General features: G+C 64.1%; 14 protein-coding genes, 1 tRNA gene and 1 pseudogene. 12 read left to right on the top strand and 4 right to left on the bottom strand.

Annotated features, from left to right (window positions below; translation table 11 throughout):
- Positions 1-25: 25 nt before the first annotated feature.
- From ssd to I6J28_RS01765, 7 genes are read left to right on the top strand one after another with little or no spacing between them, the layout of a single operon-like run.
- On the top strand, positions 26-1093 hold the full coding sequence (gene ssd, locus I6J28_RS01795) for a septum site-determining protein Ssd (protein ID WP_204610425.1): 1068 nt from the start codon (positions 26-28) through the stop codon (positions 1091-1093).
- Entirely contained in the window at positions 1090-2268 is a 1179-nt protein-coding gene (locus tag I6J28_RS01790) for a TadA family conjugal transfer-associated ATPase (protein ID WP_204610424.1), read from the top strand. Before ssd ends, I6J28_RS01790 begins: the two co-directional genes overlap by 4 nt.
- The gene (locus I6J28_RS01785) at positions 2261-3049 is read left to right on the top strand and encodes a type II secretion system F family protein (RefSeq protein ID WP_204610423.1); all 789 of its coding nucleotides are present in this window, start codon (positions 2261-2263) and stop codon (positions 3047-3049) included. Before I6J28_RS01790 ends, I6J28_RS01785 begins: the two co-directional genes overlap by 8 nt.
- Positions 3046-3642, top strand: a complete 597-nt coding sequence (locus I6J28_RS01780; RefSeq protein ID WP_204610422.1) for a type II secretion system F family protein — start codon at positions 3046-3048, stop codon at positions 3640-3642. The genes I6J28_RS01785 and I6J28_RS01780 overlap by 4 nt, the downstream gene beginning before the upstream one ends.
- A gap of 24 nt (positions 3643-3666) precedes the next feature.
- A complete protein-coding gene (locus tag I6J28_RS01775) occupies positions 3667-3855 on the top strand; it encodes a DUF4244 domain-containing protein (protein WP_005327144.1) in 189 nt (62 codons plus the stop codon).
- Positions 3856-3910: 55 nt separating this feature from the next.
- Entirely contained in the window at positions 3911-4225 is a 315-nt protein-coding gene (locus I6J28_RS01770) for a hypothetical protein (RefSeq protein WP_005323101.1), read from the top strand.
- Complete coding sequence (locus tag I6J28_RS01765) at positions 4218-4544, top strand: Rv3654c family TadE-like protein (RefSeq protein ID WP_005323100.1); 327 nt, start codon at positions 4218-4220, stop codon at positions 4542-4544. The genes I6J28_RS01770 and I6J28_RS01765 overlap by 8 nt, the downstream gene beginning before the upstream one ends.
- A gap of 447 nt (positions 4545-4991) precedes the next feature.
- Here I6J28_RS01765 and I6J28_RS01760 read toward each other — a convergent pair whose 3' ends face one another.
- Positions 4992-7355 (bottom strand): Zn-binding domain-containing protein, encoded by a 2364-nt coding sequence (locus tag I6J28_RS01760; RefSeq protein WP_204610421.1) that lies wholly within the window; start codon positions 7353-7355, stop codon positions 4992-4994.
- Between the two features lie 176 nt (positions 7356-7531).
- On the opposite strand from I6J28_RS01760, the gene I6J28_RS01755 reads away from it, so the two are divergent.
- Positions 7532-7735: a cold-shock protein gene (locus tag I6J28_RS01755; RefSeq protein WP_204610420.1), complete on the top strand. Its 204-nt coding sequence runs from the start codon at positions 7532-7534 to the stop codon at positions 7733-7735.
- A gap of 30 nt (positions 7736-7765) precedes the next feature.
- Here the strand turns inward: I6J28_RS01755 and I6J28_RS01750 are convergent, their stop codons facing one another.
- A complete protein-coding gene (locus I6J28_RS01750; RefSeq protein WP_204610419.1) occupies positions 7766-8395 on the bottom strand; it encodes a DedA family protein in 630 nt (209 codons plus the stop codon).
- Between the two features lie 248 nt (positions 8396-8643).
- Between I6J28_RS01750 and topA the strand changes: the two genes are divergently transcribed.
- Positions 8644-11619, top strand: a complete 2976-nt coding sequence (gene topA, locus I6J28_RS01745) for a type I DNA topoisomerase (protein ID WP_204610418.1) — start codon at positions 8644-8646, stop codon at positions 11617-11619.
- An 18-nt stretch (positions 11620-11637) separates the two neighbouring features.
- Complete coding sequence (locus I6J28_RS01740; protein WP_204610416.1) at positions 11638-12225, top strand: hypothetical protein; 588 nt, start codon at positions 11638-11640, stop codon at positions 12223-12225.
- On the opposite strand, the pseudogene I6J28_RS01735 reads toward I6J28_RS01740, so the two are convergent.
- Together I6J28_RS01735 and I6J28_RS01730 are read right to left on the bottom strand one after the other, a co-directional pair.
- A pseudogene (locus tag I6J28_RS01735) lies at positions 12169-13385 on the bottom strand (DUF418 domain-containing protein). The gene I6J28_RS01740 and the pseudogene I6J28_RS01735 overlap by 57 nt on opposite strands.
- Before the next feature lie 36 nt (positions 13386-13421).
- Positions 13422-14954: an adenylate/guanylate cyclase domain-containing protein gene (locus I6J28_RS01730; RefSeq protein WP_204610414.1), complete on the bottom strand. Its 1533-nt coding sequence runs from the start codon at positions 14952-14954 to the stop codon at positions 13422-13424.
- Between the two features lie 37 nt (positions 14955-14991).
- Between I6J28_RS01730 and I6J28_RS01725 the strand changes: the two genes are divergently transcribed.
- Together I6J28_RS01725 and I6J28_RS01720 are read left to right on the top strand one after the other, a co-directional pair.
- Positions 14992-16191, top strand: a complete 1200-nt coding sequence (locus tag I6J28_RS01725; RefSeq protein WP_370658410.1) for a DNA polymerase III subunit delta' — start codon at positions 14992-14994, stop codon at positions 16189-16191.
- Positions 16192-16279: 88 nt separating this feature from the next.
- Positions 16280-16355, top strand: a tRNA-Thr gene (locus tag I6J28_RS01720).
- The last annotated feature ends 42 nt before the right edge of the window (positions 16356-16397 follow it).

Here is a 16397-nt window from a genome sequence, read left to right as displayed (position 1 = left end):
GCGCGACTGCTTCAGGCTATGAGGCATGAACGCATTACACCCTGATTCCGCCGTCATCGTTGTCGCTATTGGTGACGAAGCGCTGCGCGCCGAGGCCGTTCACGCCGCGGCTGCGACCAGCCACGATGTGCTGACCGTAACCGATCCCCGCGATGTCCCGCGCAGCTTGCCCGGCGCCTATGCGGTGCTGGTTGATTCCTTGATGGCCCGCGTGGTGGCAGCAGCGCGGCGCACCCACACCGCGCCTGCGCCCGTGCTTTTCCTGGCCGCGGACCCCGGGCCGATTGACTACGAGGCGGCGCTCGCCTGCCACGCGGAGAGCGCCTTTATCATCCCCGCCCAGGTGAAGGAGTTGCTGGCGAGCATCGCCGCGGCGGGCGCGCCGCAGGAAGCGTGGCCGGGCAGTGCGACCATCGCCGTGGTTGGCGCGAGCGGTGGGGTGGGCGCTTCTACCTTCGCGGCCGCGCTGGCCCGCACCCAGTGCGCAGCCGACGGTCGCGCCCTGCTTATCGACGCCCACCCATACTCCGGCGGCCTCGACCTCCTGCTCGGCGTAGAAGCGGAACCGGGGGCGCGTTGGCCGGAGCTTACCGTGGGCGATGGCAGCATCGATGCCGCCGATCTCTACCGCGCGCTGCCATCCACGCCTGATGGGGTAGCGGTGCTCTCGGCCGCGCGCAGCACCGTCGCGGATCCCTTCCGCTTGGACATGGACCTGCTTGCCCGGGTGGTAGGGGCGGCCCATGCGGGCGAAGGGGTATGCGTGGTGGATTGCACCCCGGAGACTATCCCGGATGCCTGTACCCACGTGGTCATCGTGGTGGCCGCGGAGGTGCGATCGGCCGCGTCGGCCGCGCAACTTCTGGTGCGTCTCGATGCTGCGCGGCGCAGATGCGTGGTGGTGCTGCGGCAACGCCAGTGGGCGTCGTTAAGCGCGGCAGAAGTAGAACGCATCGTCCACAGCACGGTGCTGGCAGAATTGCCGACGCTCCGGGGCCTCACCCGCGCGGTGGAAATCGGCGGCCTGCCGCAGCGCCTCCCCGCACCCTTGCGCAAGGCCGCCCGCGCGGTCCTCGAGGAGGTCGGCGTATGAGCGAGCATAAAGCAGCACAAGAAACGCTGGAAAAGATGCAGCGCATCATTGCCGCCGAGCCCGAATTGGTGCATGATGCGGCAGCTCTGGCCCGGCGCATTCGCGCAGAAGCCGGCGTGATTAGTGACGTTGCAGTGCTCGACCTGCTGCGCCGCCTGCGCCAAGACGCCACCGGGATGGGCCCGCTCGATGCGGTGCTGGGGCGCGAGGGTGTCACAGACGTCGTAGTCAACGGGCCACACGCGGTATTCATGGACCGCGGCGAAGGCCTCGAGCGCACCGATATCACCTTCCGCGATGATGCCGAGGTCCGCCAGCTGGCCAGCCGGCTTGCGGCAGCTTCAGGCACGCGCCTCGATGATGCGCAGCCCTTTGCCGATGGCCGCGTCACTCGCCCCGATGGTGTCGTATTGCGCGTCCACGCACTGCTGAGCCCGCCCGCAGTGGCCGGGACTTGCCTGAGCCTGCGCGTATTGCGCCAAGCGCAGACCACCCTGCCCCAGCTTGTAGACAATGGCACGCTGCCAAAAGACATCGCGGCGCTGCTGCGCGCCGTGGTGGACAAACGCATCTCCTTTCTAGTCATCGGCGGCACTGGTTCCGGCAAAACCACCCTGCTCTCCGCGCTGTTGGGAACCGTCTCCGAGCGCGAACGCATCCTCGTTATCGAGGACACCGCCGAGCTCTCCCCACACCACCCGCATTGCGTCAGCGTGGTCTCGCGCCGGGCCAACGCGGAAGGAAGCGGCGAGGTCACGATGTCACAACTGCTGCGCCAAGCGCTGCGCATGCGGCCGGACCGCATCGTGGTGGGAGAGATCCGCGGCCGCGAGGTGGTGGATCTCCTCGCCGCGCTCAACACCGGCCACGACGGCGGCGCCGGCACGCTGCACGCCAATTCCCTCTTTGAAGTACCAGCCCGCATGGAGGCGCTCGCCGCCCTCGGCGGCGTGGACCGCGCGGCGCTGCATTCGCAATTGGCGGCGGCTGTGCACATGGTGCTGACCATGGAGCGCACCCCGCAGGGCCGCCGCCTCGCCCATATCGGCCTGCTCGAGGGAAACCCAGTGACCCCGCGCATCATCTGGAGCGCCGAAGATGGCCCGGCAGACGGCTTCGCGGAATTCTCCGCGCAGCTGCTGGGAGAGCATGCCGGGGAGGCCAGCCGTGCTTAGTTACCTCATCCTTGCCGCTGCGCTGCTTATACCCGCGCCCTCGAGTGCCGGCCGCCTGGCCTCGGCCACGCGCCGGGCACAGACCAGCTCCGTGGTGATCCTAGGCGCGGTCTTTTGCGGCAGCCTGGTCTTCTACTCGGTGGGCCGCATCAGTATCGCCATCGCCGCCGCCATTATCGCCTGGTGCGTGTCCTGGTACGTCAAAGACTTAGTGGCCGCGCGGGCGGAGCGGCGCGGCCGCGAGGGGCTGGCCGCTTACCTGGGCGTGGTCACCGCGGACCTGCGTGCGGGGGCGACCTTGGCCGGTGCGCTCGCCCGCGGCGTGGAGTCCCTGCCAGCTACCACCCCGCGCGAGGTATCCGCCGCACTAGAGTCCACGGCCGCCCTTGCCGCGAGCGGTGCGCCGCCGCACATGGCGCTGATAGATCCGCAGGGCGGCAAGGCTCTGCCAGAGTTTCACCGCTTGGGTCACTTATTAGAGCTTTCCACCTACCACGGCATAGCGGTGGCCAGGTTGCTCGACCAAGCCCAAAGCCGCCTCGACGCTTCCCGACGCCACCAGCAATCCACCGCCGCTAGCCTGCAAGGCCCCCAAGCCACCGCCACGGTGCTCGCGTGCCTGCCCATAGCCGGCATCGCCATGGGAGGGGCCATGGGTGCTAACTCGCTCGGATTCCTTTTAGGCGGTGGATTAGGCGGCATTCTCCTCGTGGTGGGCGTGGCGCTGGCCTGCGGCGGATTCGCCTGGTCGCGCGTCATCATCCGGAAGGCGGCCGCATGACCCCGCTCATCTTTATCGCCCTCGCCGCCCTTATTGGCCTGCCGCCGCACACCGCCCGCCTGGCACCTGCCAGCGCAACCGAGACCACCGCCAAGACCCCGCGCGATGGCCCGACCGCACGCGGGGGACTGATAAGCAAGCTCAAGCCCGCCGCACCGCTGGATCCACTGGCAGTAGCTGGCGACGTCGAGCTCTTCGCAGCGTGCCTGGCCGCAGGGCTTTCCGTACATGGCGCCACCACCGCGGTGGCCCGCACCGCGGATGCCCAGACTAAGGAACTGTGGGAGACCGTCGCCGCGCTGCTCGGCGTGGGCGTTCCCGCGCACTCCGCGTGGGGCCACATGAAGGGCCATGCGGGGCTGGAGGACTTAGCGCAGCTTGTCATCATGTCGGGCCAATCCGGCGCCACCATCGCGGCCGGGTGCCATCGAATCTGTACTTCTTTGCGCGCGGAAGCATCCGCTCATGCCACGGCGCAGGCGGAGCGCGCAGGAGTATTTATCGCCCTCCCGCTGGCGGTGTGCTTCCTGCCAGCATTCATCGTTCTAGGACTTGCGCCCGTAGTTATCAGTTTGGGCGCACAACTTCTCTAAACCTCACATGAAAGGACACTAATCATGCACGCACTAAATAAGTATTCCCAGCTCATCCGCAATGACGAGGGGATGAGCACCATCGAATATGCCATGGGATCTTTGGCGGCCGCCGCGCTTGCCGGGGTGCTCTACATGGTCATCAACGGCGGCGGGGTGGTCGATGCCATCGAGGGCATCATTACCGACGCCCTCTCGAATACCCCGAGCTAGCGCCGCTCTCTAACCGTGGCCGGCGGGCCCAGCCTGCCGGCAGAAAGGAGGAATGATGCACAGGGTATTTGATGACGATGGCTCCGTGACCATCGAGGCCGCCTTGGCTTTAAGCTCCCTGGTCTTGGTCGCGGCGGGAATCGTGGGTGCCATTGCCACGCTGGCATCCTATATCGCCGCGGTGGACATGGCGGGCGCGGCCGCGCGTTCGCACGCCATCGGCGTCGAATACCATCCCCCGCGCGAGGATGCCCAGGTCAGCGTGGAAGAAAGCGGTGGGTTGGTGAGGGCGTCGGTAAGCGTCGATGCCCCCGTCGGCACCATGCGCTCCGAGGCGGTATTTCCGGCCGAGGTAGGCGGAAATGAGTAGGCCGAGGCGCTGCGGCGAGGAAGGCTATGCCACCATTGCCGCGGCCGGTATCATCGTCGCCATAGTGAGCCTGCTGCTTATCGTGGCGGCAGTGGGCTCGCGCGTGGCCGCGCGCCACGAGGCCCAAGTGGCGGCCGACCTCGCGGCGGTTGCCGGTGCCTGGGCCCTCGCTACGGGTGAAGATGCTTGTACCGCCGCGCGCGATACCGCCGAGCTTAACGACGCCACCTTAGAAACCTGCACCGAATCCGGCCGCGACGTCATCGTCACCGCTGCGGTCCGTGGCCGGTCCACTCAAGCGAAGGCGGGGCCGGTATGAGCTGGCAGGAAGCAGTAGTGCGCCTTATCCCCACCGCAGTGGCAGCCGTAGCAGGCTTCATTGCTTGGCGGGAATATCGCCGAAAGACTTACTGGATGGTATTTTCTCCCCACAATTCTGGGATTATTATCGGACGTTGAAGGAGATTCCCCTTTTATCAACACACTGTGGGATTTTGCCCAAGAGTTTAAAGAGGGTGAGCTCGACAAATCTGCCCCGAAAAAAGAAAGAGGCGATGCTCCATGAGACATCCGCAAGGCTCGCCTTTTTATGAGCCGGATCCGGAAGTGCGGCGCACTCGCGCACGTGCAGCGGCGGAAATTCAGCGCATAATTTTGGAGCGGTTCCCTCATCGGCGTGAGGAGCTGTTGCAGCGCAGCGCGGACTATGAACACGCGCGGGCGCAGCGAGTAAATGAAGAAAAAGGCAAAACCGCTTAAGTTGAGGCTAGCCCTGCGTCATGGTGACCAGCGCACCCAGTAGCTTGATGGCGCCGTCCTTGCTCAGCGGATTGTTTCCGTTTCCGCACTTGGGCGACTGGACGCACGACGGGCACCCGGCTTCGCACGGACAAGAGCGCACCGCCTCGAAGGTAGCCGCGATCCATTCGGGGAAGCGGCGGAAGCCTTCCTCCGCAAAACCGGCGCCGCCGGGGTGGCCGTCGTAGACAAAGACGGTAGGTAGCTGCGTATCGGGGTGCAATGCGGTGGACACGCCGCCGATGTCCCAGCGGTCGCAGGTGGCGATAAGCGGTAATAGGCCAATGGCGGCGTGCTCGGCCGCGTGTAGGGTGCCAGGAGTATCGGAGGCGGTAACCCCCATCGCGGCAAGCGCCATTGGATCGATGGTGTAGGCCACCGCCCGGGTGACCAGGCGCTGTTCGGGGAGATCGAGGGGGATGACATCGCCAATGGTGCCATCGGCAAGCCGCACCTGGTAGCCGGTGACACGGTCGGTGACCTCCAACTCCACGTCCGCCACCCACAGTCCTGGGGAGTAATTGACCAGGTTATCGGCCTCCCGCAGGATGCGGATATCCGTGGTGGAGCGCGGAGTCGTGGAATAGTCCGGGGTCTCGGGCCGGGCCAGCGCCAGGTAGTCGCTGAGGATGAGCTCCTCGATGACAAAACTCTCGCCTTGGTGCAGGTACACCGCGCCGGGGTGGACCTGGCTGGTAGCGCGGGCGGCGTCGATGGTGCCGAGCAGGCGGCCGTCGGAGGAATCTACGATCATGACTTCCTCGCCCGCCCCGCCGCGCAGCGACACCGCGGTATGGGCCGTCTCTGGGGAAAGCTCTTCCGGCGAATGGGCAGGGACGGGCACGGCGAACCAGCCGCGCTCGCGGCGGCGCAGCAGGCCAGACTTGGCCAGCTGGTGAACCACATCCTGAGCACCCCAGGCGGCAATCGTGGCATCATCCAGCGGCTTTTCCACCGCGGCGCAATAGACGTGGCCGAAGAGGATATACGGATTGGCCGGATTGAAGACGCTGGCCTCCACCGGCCGGCCCAGCAGGGCCTCGGGGTGGTGGACTAAGTAGGTATCCATCGGCTCATCGCGGGCAATGAGCACCACGAGCGAGCCCTGCCCGCGGCGGCCGGCGCGCCCGGCCTGCTGCCAAAAGCTTGCGACGGTACCCGGGAAGCCGGCCGTGACCACAGCATCGAGCCCACCGACGTCGATACCCAGCTCGAGGGCGGAGGTGGTGGCGACGCCGAGCAAGGAGGCGTCGTCAAGCGCGCGCTCCAACTTGCGGCGGTCCTCGGCCAGGTAACCGGCGCGGTAGGCGGCGATGCGCTGGGCAAAATCGGGCCGGCCGAGGCTACCGGAGAGCACCTCGGCCGCGCGCATGGCTACTACCTCGGCCGAGCGGCGCGAACGCACAAAGGTCATGGTGCGCGCGCCCTCGGCGATGAAGGAGGCCATCATCTCGGCCGCCTCGGTGGTGGCGGCGCGGCGCACCGGCGCCCCGTGCTCGCCCTCGGCGCCCTCGATAAAGCCCGGCTCCCATAGCGCCACGGTGCGCGCGCCGGTGGGCGCGGTGTCCTCCGTAATCGCGCGGGTGGGCCGGCCGGTAAGGCGCTGCGCATGCCGGCCCGGGTCCTTCATAGTGGCCGAGGCATAAATTACCGTCGGCCGCGAGCCATAGTGCGCGCACAGGCGCAGCAGGCGCCGCAGCACCAGCGCCACGTTCGCGCCAAAAACGCCTCGGTAGGAATGGCATTCATCGATGACGATGAACTCCAGGTGCCGCAGCAGCCGCGCCCACCGCGCGTGCGCCGCCAGCAGCGACATATGCACCATATCCGGGTTGGAGAAAATGAACCGCGAATGATCGCGCACGCCCGCGCGGGATTCCTGCGGCGTATCGCCGTCATAAGGCGAGGGCACCACGCCCTTGAGCGCCGGAATGCCCCGGCACAGCTCGAGCACCGCCTGCAGCTGGTCAGATCCCAGCGCCTTGGTGGGGGTGAGATACAGCGCGCAGGCGGTCGGCTCCTGCGCTAGCCGGCTCAGAATGGGCAGCTGATAGCCCAGGGACTTACCCGAGGACGTACCGGTAGAAATCACCGCATCCTCGCCGGCCCAGGCCGCCTGCGCCAGCTCCGCTTGGTGGCTATACAGCTTGCCGACGCCCCCTTCTACCAGCTTTTCCCGCAACTGCGGCAGCACCCATTCGGGCCACTCGGCATACTGCGCGCGCTGCGGCGGCAGGGTGGTCTGAAATGTGAGAGTGGACTCATCGAGGCGGCACTGGATGAACTCGAGGAGCTCTTCTCCCAGGGGATTATCCGTTTCCGGGTGAGTCAATTTTTACCCCCTCGTGGGTTAGGCCTATCGCTTTGGCGTGGAACGTGTCACACTGAGATGAGGCCAATGATGTCTTGGTGCGGTGTTTACACTTTAAGGTACTGCTAAAGGACGCATTTACCGAACCCCTCGGCGCGGAATCGCCGCACCGCCAATCAAGAAAAGGACTGCACACCATGGCACAAGGAACCGTTAAGTGGTTTAACTCTGAAAAGGGCTACGGCTTCATCGAGCGCGCGGACGGCGAAGGCGATATCTTCGTCCACTACTCCGAGATCCAGGGCAGCGGATTTCGCACCCTAGAAGAAAATCAGCAGGTCACCTTCGAGGTAGGCTCCGGTCCGAAGGGCGAGCAGGCCCAGTCCGTGTCCGTAGTTTAGGCGGCCGGTTGCCTCGCTCAGGTCTTCCCGCTACGGCGTTTCGGCGTAGCCGCGCCGGGTATCCCACCACTCGGTGAACTTATTCTGCAGTTTCTGCAGGCCCACGCCGATGACCACGGCGGCGATGATGCTGACCACCACCGCCAGCACCGGCGAATTGGAAAAGGCCATGCCGCCCAGGTAGCCAATGGCGAGCGCTTCGGCCGCCCAGAGCGCGACGCCGATGGTGTCGAAGAAGACAAAGACGAGCCACGGGAAGCGCATCGACCCCAGCAGGATGGTCATAAACAGGCGCGCTGAAGGAATGAAGCGGGCAATAATAATGGCCGCACCGCCGCCGCGGCGCATATTGCGCTTGACCCACTTGAGCCCCTCGTAGGCCTTCGATCCCTTAGGTACGCGCTGGAGCAGGGGCATGAAGCGCGTGCCCAGTAGGAAACAGAGATTATCGCCCATCATGGCGGCAATGAGCGCCACGAAAAACATGGTGGGCAGGTGCGGAAAGCCCTGGGAGCCGGACCAGGCGCCGGCCATATTGAGCGGGATTTCAGAAGGCAGCACGGGGAAGAAGCAGTCACCAAAGATCAGTGCGCCTACCAACGGGTAGATCCACTCTGTGGACATGACGGTTTCGATCCACATAGTGATGGTGTCGACCATGAATCCTCCGCGGGCGTCGTCTTGGGTGTGCTATCGTGCCCCACAATGCTTTCACAGCTACTGGGCGTTCTAAGTAGGCCAGTATAGACCGGTTCCGTGGGGGTACATAGTGCCCCTGAAAACGGCCTTTTGGCACAACCGCGTATATGGTGCGAGAAAGAAAACGCAGATCATCTGTGTACGCTAGGGGCGATTGCTGAAAGCGTGCAAACCTTATTGTTCGCATCATCGAAAGGGATGAAGTCGAAGTGGCAGAAGCAGCCGGGCCGGGAAAGACCTTGGTGATCGTCGAGTCGGCGACGAAGGCGAAGAAGATCCAGCCTTACCTCGGAGATAAGTACATCGTGGAGGCCTCCGTGGGCCATATCCGCGATCTTCCCCGCGGCGCTGCGGATGTGCCGGCTAAGTATAAGAAGGAATCCTGGGCGCGCCTCGGCGTGAACCCGGAGGACGACTTCGCCCCGCTATATGTGGTGAGCCCCGATAAGAAGAAAAAGGTCGCGGACCTAAAATCCAAGCTGAAGCAGTGCGACCAGCTCTTCCTCGCAACAGACCCCGACCGCGAGGGTGAAGCCATCGCGTGGCACCTGCTCGAGGTTCTAAAGCCTAAGGTCCCGGTACGCCGCATGGTGTTCAATGAGATCACCAAGTCAGCCATCTTGGAAGCTGCGGATAATACGCGCGATCTGGATTACAACCTTATCGACGCCCAGGAAACCCGCCGCATCCTCGACCGTCTCTACGGCTATGAGGTCTCCCCGGTGCTGTGGAAGAAAGTCATGCCGCGGCTTTCTGCCGGTCGCGTGCAGTCGGTGGCCACCCGCGTCATCGTCGAGCGCGAGCGCGAGCGCATGGCGTTCATCCCGGCCGATTACTGGGACCTAGCCGCCACGCTAGATACCGGCGCTGCGGATGCGGATAACCCCGCTACATTCGACGCCCGCCTTACCGCCGTCAATAGCAAGCGCGTGGCCCTCGGCCGCGACTTTGATGACCGCGGAAACGTGAAGAGCAAGGACGTCATCGTCATCACCGAGCCGCAGGCCAAGGCGCTGGAAACCGCACTGAGCGGCGCGGAAATGCAGGTCGCTGGCGTCGAGCACAAGCCCTATACGCGCAAGCCTTATGCGCCGTTTATGACCTCTACGCTGCAGCAGGAGGCCGGCCGACGCCTGCATTTTACCTCTGAGCGCACCATGCGCATTGCGCAGCGACTGTACGAAAACGGCCACATTACTTATATGCGTACCGATTCCACCTCGCTGTCCAAGCAGGGTCTATCAGCCGCGCGCAACTCCGCCACCAGCATCTATGGCGCAGAGTACGTTTCTGATTCCCCGCGCGTTTATGACCGCAAGGTGAAAAACTCCCAGGAAGCCCACGAGGCCATCCGCCCCGCCGGCGAGTCCTTCGCCACCCCGGGCCAGCTCTCCGGTCAATTGGATGCGGAGGAGTTTAAGCTCTATGACCTGATTTGGAAGCGCACCGTCGCCTCCCAGATGGCCGATGCCAAGGGAACCTCCATGAAGGTCACCGTGGCCGGCACGGCTACCACGGATAATGGCAGCTATGACGTGGAATTCTCCGCCACCGGCCGCACCATTACCTTCCCCGGCTTCCTGAAGGCCTATGGCGCGGATGACGCCAAGGGTGACAAGAAGGGCGAGACCCGCCTGCCGCATCTGGAAGAAGGCCGCGCCCTTAGCGCCAAGGAAGTCTCCGCCGAGGGCCACTCCACCAACCCGCCGGCGCGCTATACCGAGGCCAGCCTGGTCAAGAAGATGGAGGATCTGGGTATCGGTCGTCCGTCCACCTACGCATCCATCATCAAGACCATCCAGGACCGCGGCTATGTGGTCTCGCGCGGCAATGCGCTGGTGCCATCGTGGGTTGCCTTCGCCGTCGTGGGCCTATTGGAGGAAAACTTCACCGAGCTGGTGGACTATGACTTCACCTCTTCTATGGAGGATGAGCTGGACCAGATTGCTACCGGTATCGAGGACGGCACCGCCTGGCTCAACGGCTTTTACTTCGGCAACGCCGAGGCCAATGAGCAAAAGGCGGCCTCTATTGCCCGTCACGGTGGTTTGAAATCACTTATCGACGTCAACCTAGAAGCCATCGATGCTCGCAAGGTCAACTCCCTGCGCCTTTACACCGATACCGAGGGCCGCGATGTCTTCGTACGCGTGGGCCGCTATGGACCGTATATCGAGCGCGCCGTCGGCACCAATGACGACGGCAGCATCGAGTACCAGCGCGCTAACCTCTCGGAAACCGTCACTCCGGACGGATTGAACGAGGAGCTGGCGGAAAAACTCTTTGCCACCCCACAGGGCGGCCGCGAACTGGGTGAAAACCCGGCAAATGGGCGCATGATTGTGGCTAAGGAGGGCCGCTTCGGCCCGTATGTCACCGAGGTTGTCCGCGATGATGAGCGGGAGAAGGCCGAGGGTGAGGCCGAAGAGGTCGTCGCCAAGGAGCGGGCCGAGGAGGATAAGCAACGCGCCGAGGAGGGCAAGCGCGCCAAGAATTGGGAGACCAAGACGGCCGCAAAGCAGAAGGAAAAGCGCGTCAAGGAGTACATCGAGAATAAGCTGAAGCCGGGTACGGCCTCGCTGTTTAGCTCGATGGAACCCTCTACGGTGACTCTCGAAGAAGCCCTCCAGCTGCTGTCCCTGCCGCGCGAGGTGGGCGAGGATGACGGCGTGATGATCACCGCCCAAAATGGCCGCTATGGCCCGTACCTGAAGAAGGGGACCGATTCGCGCTCCTTGGCCAAGGAAGAGCAGATCTTCACCATCACCTTGGACGAAGCCCGCCGCATCTATGCCGAGCCGAAGCGCCGTGGTCGCGCCGCGGCCCAGCCGCCGATCAAGCAGCTGGGCGATAATGACGTCTCCGGCAAGCCGATGACCGTCAAGGACGGCCGCTTCGGTCCGTACGTCACCGACGGCACCACCAATGCCTCCCTGCGCCGCGGCGATGACCCGGAGCAGCTGACCGACGCCCGCGCGAACGAGCTCCTCTCCGAGCGCCGTGCCAAGGAAGCTTCCGGCGAGACCAAGAAGAAGTCCACCAAGAAGTCCTCTAGAAAGACGACCAAGAAGAAGGCGACTAAGAAGGCCACCAAAAAGTCCACGAAGAAGGCCGGCAAGAAGGCAACCAAGAAGCCTTCGCCCGGCACGAAAAACGTGGTGAAGGCCGGCTCGCGCAAGAAATAACCGCGTAAGGTGGCGGGCATGAACGATTTTCTTGCCCGCACCCACGAAGGCGCTGCGGCTCTGCGGCGCGCCGTATCCGATATCAGCGCACAGCCGCAGCTGCTCGCCTCGGTCTGCGAAGAGCCCGCCGTTGACACCGCAGTCTTGGCCGGAGTCCTTGCTCAGGTGGAAAAGACCCGCCGCCTGACACGCCCCTCTGTGCTGGGCGTGGCGGCCGTGGCTGCGAGCCACGCCGCCTATGCCTGGAGTTTGTATCGCCGCGGCGCGCGCAATGATGCCTTAGGTTGGGGCCTGCGCGCGGCCGCATGGGGCGCGGGCGTTGCCAGTACCCGTAGCCAGCCGACGTCCGCCGCAGTGGCAGTGGGTGGCGCGGCCGTGCTGGCCACCTCGGCACTGGCGGGCGACCCAGCGCTGCGCACCGACGCCGGCAAGGGCATGAGCCACGGCGCCAACCTGCTCGTCGCGGCCGAGGGGCTAACGGCCTTGCGTGCGGCGCTGCAGCAGCGAAAGCGCAAGGTGCGGCTAGTGCGCGCGGCCGAAGCCGGCACCTTAATTCTCGGCCACCTGCTGCTGATTGACGGCCTTAGCCGCACCCGAGCGCGGTAGCTGCGGCTGCATCGTCGGGCCATAAGACAAGCGGCGATGCACGGCCTCGAAGGGACCGCGGCGGCCGCCGGCCTCCAGCACGCAGGCAAAAATGAGCGTGGCCAGCCATACCGCGAAGGCTAGCGCGGCCTGGCCGAAGGCGCCCAGATCGTGGCCGAAGTCCAGCGTGAACGGGTGCACGAGGAAGAAAAAGAGAATGGACTGCCCTACGTAGCCGCTCATGGAGCGCTTGCCCAGCGCCGCAAAAGGCCACAGCACTGTGGGCAGCGGCGCGCCGGCCGAGAGCCGCTCCTGCACCGGCTGCAGCAGCAGCGCGAGCCCGGCCAGGATGCCAGGCCCGGTAAAGACACCGATGAAAGCGTTGGCATTATTGGCTGCATTGGCCCAGCGCTGCTCGATGACCCCCAGCGTGCTCAAAGACCACAAGCTACCGATTACGACGGTAATGGCCACCGCGATGGCGACCCAGCGCAGGAGGGTGGGGCGGTGAGAGGGGACGTCGGCAAGCACGCCCTGGCGCGCCCACACAAAGCCCACCAGCATGACGGGCAGGTACATCAGCACAATGATCGGCGTGGCAACGGCCTGGCTGCCCAGGGTAATAAGCTGACTGAGCAGCAGATCTGGATAAGACTCGATGGTGCCTATGCCCTCCGTGGCCACCACGCCGAGGGGATCCAAGGCACCGGAAATAAAGGCCACAACCCCGCCCAGCGCGCACAGCGCAAACAGAATATAGGCAACGAGCATGAGGGTAGAATCCCGTTTGCGCAGCAGGAATGCGATGATAATTCCGGCCACGCCATAGAAGAACATAATGTCGCCCCAAAACAGCAGCACCAAGTGCACCGCGCCCATCACCGCCAAGAAGGCATAGCGCTTAGCGATGACCCCGCGCGCCGCCCGCACCGGAAACCCGCGCCGCCACAGACTCATCGCAATGAGCCCCACGCCAAAGCCGAGCAGGGTAGAAAACATGGGAAGGCCGCGGTTGTGGACAAAGAAGGCGCCAAAGACGACGGCCGCCTTATCCCACGCGCTGCCATCGATGATGCCGCCGAAATAGCTGCCCGGCCGGTGGTGATGATCCATGCCGTGGTCATATTGGCCATGGCGATGCCTAGAAGGGCCATGCCGCGTGCCACATCGGGCACGATCATGCGGGGCCGGGGAGCTGAACTCACTTAAAAACCTCGTTATACCTCGGAACGTTCTGCCAGGGTAGCGCGGATAGGGCGAGCCAGCTGGGTCATGCGATGGCGACCGCGCAACTCAATGGATTTCATCATAGTCCACCGGGCCTGCTCGGCCTCGTTAGCGGTCTTGAGTGTGGCGGCATTGGTGAGCACTTGGCCCGGGGTGTCCTTGGCCAGCTCGGTCAGGCGCGCGGCTTCATTCACAGCATCTCCAATGACGGTGTATTCGAAGCGGTCCGCACCACCGATATGCCCGGCGACGACGTGTCCTGCGGCCACCCCGATGCCGGCTTGCAGTTCCAGCCCACGCAATTCACTGCGCAGCTCCCGGGCGGCCTGTAGCGCCACAGAGGTGGAATCATAAACGTTGAGCGGGGCGCCAAAGACAGCCAGGGCGGCATCACCCTGGAATTTATTAATAATTCCTTTATTGCGGTGCACCACCTCGATGACGTGCTCGAAGAACTTATTGAGTTCCTCCACCACCTCCTCGGGGGAGTGGTTGACGGCGAAGGTGGTGGAACCGATGACGTCAATAAAAAGCACCGCCACCTTGCGATCCTCTCCGCCTAATTCTGGGCGTTCCTCCAGCGCACGTTGGGCCACCTCGCTGCCGACGTAGCGGCCGAAAATATCGCGCACGCGGTTGCGCTCCCGCAGGCCACGCATCATTTCGTTGAAGCCGGCCTGCAGCACGCCTAGCTCGGAACCATCATAGATATCGACCTCTGCATTAGTATCGCCGCGGCGCACCCGATTGATGGCGTCCTGCAGCTCCACAATCGGGTCCACCACGCTCATCACCGCAAAGCTAGTACCGATAAACCCGGTAGCCAGGGCGGTCAGTGCGAGTGCGGTAATGGCAGGGACTAGGTCTCCTGCAGTGCTGGGAAAAAGTCCGGTGCGCTGCGCGATGAGGACGAGGAGGATACCCACCAGAGGCACGCCGGAGGTCATTAACCAGGTAGAAATCAGGCGGTATTTGATGGGCGGCTCGAGCGTGGAATCCTCAAAGCGCCGTGCCACCGCTTGGGCGGCGACCGGGCGCACGAGGCGTTCAGCCTGTAGATAAGTCAAGATAATGACCACGAGACCGGCGAGTGTTGCGGAAACGCCCACGACGAGCCCGAGCTTGGCGGATTCCCGGCCGGAAATCACCACCGCCAGGATGATGCCGATGAGCCAAACCGCCGCCGCCACCACGGACTGGTAGACGGGGATGCGCAGCACCAGATTGCGCACCATATTCGGATCGTGCTCGTCCGGGTTGCGCTGCCAGTCCAGCACCGGGCGGAAAAGCAGCAGGGTAACGGCGATGCCAATGACCACGGCAAAAATCAGATACACCGCGGCGACGCCCATGAGGCTGGGCAACTCGGCGGCGAAGTCCTTGATCTCCGGCATCGGCAGGAAATAGAGGACAAAGGTCATAATCGCGATGGCACCGATAAGGTTGGCGCCGAGGACTAAGGCGGCGTAGACCGGCCATTGGGTACCCATGAGCCATCGTGCGCCGCGCAGTAGTCTGTTCATGCCTTCATACTTTAGTAAGACCAGTAGGCTAGGGCGAGTGAATACCGGAAGCGTTGCGCAAAGATTGGCAGATACCCCAGGTGTGGCCCGCACCATTCTGGATGCCGCCCGGGCTGCGCGGGGGATGGCGGGGGCAGATCCGCGGGCGATGAGCCATTCCTGGCTATTTACCGGCCCGCCGGGTTCCGGCCGTTCCCTGGCCGCGCTCGATTTTGCGGCCGCGCTCATGTGTACGGACCCGGAGGAGCCGGGCTGCGGCCGGTGCGAGGCCTGCCAGGCGGTGTTGGGTGCTAAGCAGCATACTGACTTGGTGCTGGTGGATCCGCAGGAAGTCATCATTCCGGTGGATACGGTGCGCGAGGTTATCGGCCGTGCTGCCAGCCTGCCCACGGTGGCGCCGTGGCGCGTGGTGATCTTTAACAATGCCGACCGCCTTACTAACAACGGTGCGAACGCCCTGCTCAAGACGGTGGAGGAGCCGCCGGCGCGCACTGTGATTATTATGTGTGCTCCTTCCGACGCACCCGAGGACTTCTCCCAGACCCTCCGCTCGCGCTGCCGCCACCTCTACATCCCCTCCCCGTCGGTGGAGAGCATTACCGCCCAGCTGGTCAGCGAGGGCGCCTCGGATCACGACGCCCACTTGGCCGCCCTCACCTCCCTCCGCCACGTCGGCCGGGCACGGCGCCTAGTCAACGACCCGGCGGTGCAAAAGCGCCGCGCCGTGGCCATCAACCTGGCAGAAGAGGTCTTCCATGGCTCCCAAGGCTTTCAGGCGGTGACCTCGCTGCTGAAATTGGTCGATTCAGAGGCGAAGGAATCGCATAAGGAACAGGAAGAAGCCGAACTGGCGAAGCTGGAGCAGACCCTCGGCGTCGGTGCGAAGGGCAAGGGTGCGGCCAAGGCACAGCGCGACGCCCGATCCGCCATCAAGGATCTTCAGGAGCAGCACAAGAAGCGGGCGAAGCGCCGAGTAATCGACAACTTGGATTTAGTACTTATCGATCTCTCTGGCGTATACCGCGATGCGCTCATGCAGAAGGTCGGCGCGCAGGTGGATCTGACTCATCCGGACTTCGCTGGTCTTTCTGGCGAGCTCGCGCAGCGGGTGAGCGAGGAAGGCCTGCTGGACTGCCAAGCGGCCATCACCTTATGCCGCGAACAGCTGACGCAAAACGTCGGCACGCAAATTGCCTTTGATGGGCTGGTGGGCCGCCTGCGCCGCGCGTGCCTATAGACGGGTGCCTGCTCGGGGCCCGATTTCTATTCCGCGGCGCCCCTAGGTTAAACTTTCTCTTGCTGCATTGGCATATGCTAAGCAGCGTGCCGCCTTAGCTCAGTCGGTAGAGCATTTCACTCGTAATGAAAAGGTCGCGAGTTCGATTCTCGCAGGCGGCTCCACAGTGGCCGCAGGTGCATAGCCTGCGGCCTTTCGCTGTTTTG

This window comes from Corynebacterium tuberculostearicum, from assembly GCF_016894265.1.
Classification (GTDB): domain Bacteria; phylum Actinomycetota; class Actinomycetes; order Mycobacteriales; family Mycobacteriaceae; genus Corynebacterium; species Corynebacterium tuberculostearicum_D.
This window is presented reverse-complemented; position numbering and strand designations above follow the sequence as displayed.